We start from the raw sequence: 2,190 nt of genomic DNA, 5'->3' as shown, positions 1-2,190 counted from the left end.
CGCCGCCGCGACGTCGCCCGCCAGCCCTGGTACCCCGTCGAAGAACGCTACGGCCTCGTCTTCGTCTACATGGGCCCGCCCGAACACAAGCCCCCCCTCCCCCGCTACGACATCTTCGAGAACCTGGAGGACGGCGAGTCGCTGATCTCCGATCTGCCCATCCCCGGCCAGAACGTCACCGGAATGGTCCAGGACTGCAACTGGCTGCAGGTCTTCGAGAACGCGATGGACCCGGTGCACGCCATGTGGCTGCACTACACCCACAGCGGCCCGCAGTTCGAGGGAACCGGCACCATCGGCTTCCCCCCGTCCTACTTCGACCCGTACTCGGTCTCCGACAAGATCCACTACAACATCACGACCGACCACGGCCTGATGTACCTCCAGCGGTGGCAGCGCGACGAACCGGACGGCACCACCGTCGACATGGACTGGGCCATCGAGGTGCACCTGCCCAGCATCATCGCCCTGCCGGACTTCGTCGAGGTCGTCCCCGACCGCCGCCACGACTGTCTGATCTGGATCGTGCCCTCCGACGACACCTCCCACCGAGCCTTCGTGGTGGTCCGGGCCAAGGGCCCGGACCGGCTCATGCGGATCATCACCGGCATCAGGCAGAACGGCAAACTGCCCTGGGAGCTGACCGAGGACGAGCACCAGCGCTTCCCCGCTGACTTCGAGGCTCAGGGTTCCCAGGGTCCCATCACCCAGCACTCCGAGGAGACCCTGGTCACGTCGGACAAGGGCGTGGTGGCACTGCGCCGCATGCTCAGGAAGATGGTCGACGACGTCGAAGCGGGCCGCGACCCCCTGAACGTCGAACAGGGCCAGGCCCGTCCGCGCCAGGTGAAGGCAGGCGTGTTCACGGTGACCGCCAAGCAGACCGACGTCGAGTCCACCGCCGCGGCCACGCCCGCCGTCGGCTCCTGACCGGAGCGACCGATGCCAGCTCATTGGATCGACACGGTCGTCGTCGGCCGGATCATGACGACGCCTCGGGTGGTGGTGCTCGAACTGCAGCCGGCGGACGGCACCCCGTTGCCGGAGTACGAGGCCGGGGCACACATCGATGTGCGGCTGGAGCAGCGTGCACCCGACACCGCGCTGGTCCGGCAGTACTCCCTGTGCGGCGAGCCCGGCAACCGCAAGCGGTACCGGATCGCGGTCCTGCGCGAGGAGCACTCGCGGGGCGGGTCCCACGCCGTACACCGGCTCGCGGTCGGGGACCACGTGGACATCTCGGCTCCGCGCAACAACTTCCGCCTCTCGCCGGCGCGCAGGCACCTGCTGTTCGCAGGCGGCATCGGCATCACCCCACTGGCGGCGATGGCCCAGGAGCTCGACGCCACCGGCGGGGACTACACGCTGCACTACTGCGCGCGTTCGGCCACTGACGTCGCATTGAGCGAGTGGTTCTCCGACCACCCGCGGATCGTCCTGCACCTGGATGACCAGCCGGACGAGCAGAAGCTCGAACTGCGCCGCGCCCTCGGGAGCCCGGCCGAGGACACCGCCGTCTACGTCTGCGGCCCCGGCCCGTTCATCGACTACGTCCTCGACGGCGCCCGCGAGCTGGGCTGGCCGCCAAGCGCGCTGCACAAGGAGCGCTTCGCGCCGACCTCGACGTCCGACCAGGCGGGCCCCGGTGACGGATTCACCGTCCGGCTGTCCTCCAGCGGGGCGGAGTACCACGTCGCACCGGAGGAGAGCGTCCTCGACGTCCTGCTCCGCAACGGCGTCGACGCACCCTCGTCCTGCCAGCAGGGCATCTGCGGTGAATGCGTGGTCCGGGTGCTCGCCGGTGAACCGGACCACCGCGACGACGTGCTCACCGACGACGAGCGCGCCGACGGGCTCTTCACCACCTGCTCCTCGCGAGCGCTCAGCCCCAGCATCGAACTCGACCTGTGACCGCCGGCCCCGCCTTCGACGACCGTCGAAGGCTGTCGGCTCGCGCACGGTCACGGCACTCGCCTCGAATCCACCTCCAGTAGGAGAAACACATGTCCGCCAGTCCATCGCCGGTACTCCCGCCACCCGCCCACACCCACGGCCCCCTCGGCGGCGCGGCATGAGAGCCCCCCTCGCCTACGAAGCCGCCCGCGCGGCCGCCGACGCCGCACTCACCGCCGGCCGGGCCGAAGGACTCCACCTCGCCGTCGCCGTCGTCGACCGCGGCGGCATCACCCG

2 protein-coding genes are annotated in these 2,190 nt (G+C 69.9%); both read left to right on the top strand.

Going from position 1 to position 2,190, the window contains the following annotated elements; genetic code table 11:
• Window positions 1-930 (top strand): aromatic ring-hydroxylating dioxygenase subunit alpha (locus tag ACFWPS_RS53915; RefSeq protein ID WP_383721905.1); only part of this gene is annotated, 930 nt, incomplete at its 5' end.
• 12 nt (window positions 931-942) lie between these two features.
• Entirely contained in the window at window positions 943-1,911 is a 969-nt protein-coding gene (locus ACFWPS_RS53910; RefSeq protein WP_383721903.1) for a PDR/VanB family oxidoreductase, read from the top strand.
• Window positions 1,912-2,190 lie beyond the last annotated feature (279 nt).

It is taken from the genome of Streptomyces sp. NPDC058457, assembly GCF_042720695.1.
Taxonomy (GTDB): Bacteria; Actinomycetota; Actinomycetes; order Streptomycetales; family Streptomycetaceae; genus Streptomyces.
This window is presented reverse-complemented; position numbering and strand designations above follow the sequence as displayed.

Excerpts from the sequence above, each read along its gene's own strand:
- ACFWPS_RS53910 (WP_383721903.1), top strand. The coding sequence starts at position 943 with ATGCCAGCTCATTGGATCGACACGGTCGTCGTCGGCCGGATCATGACG.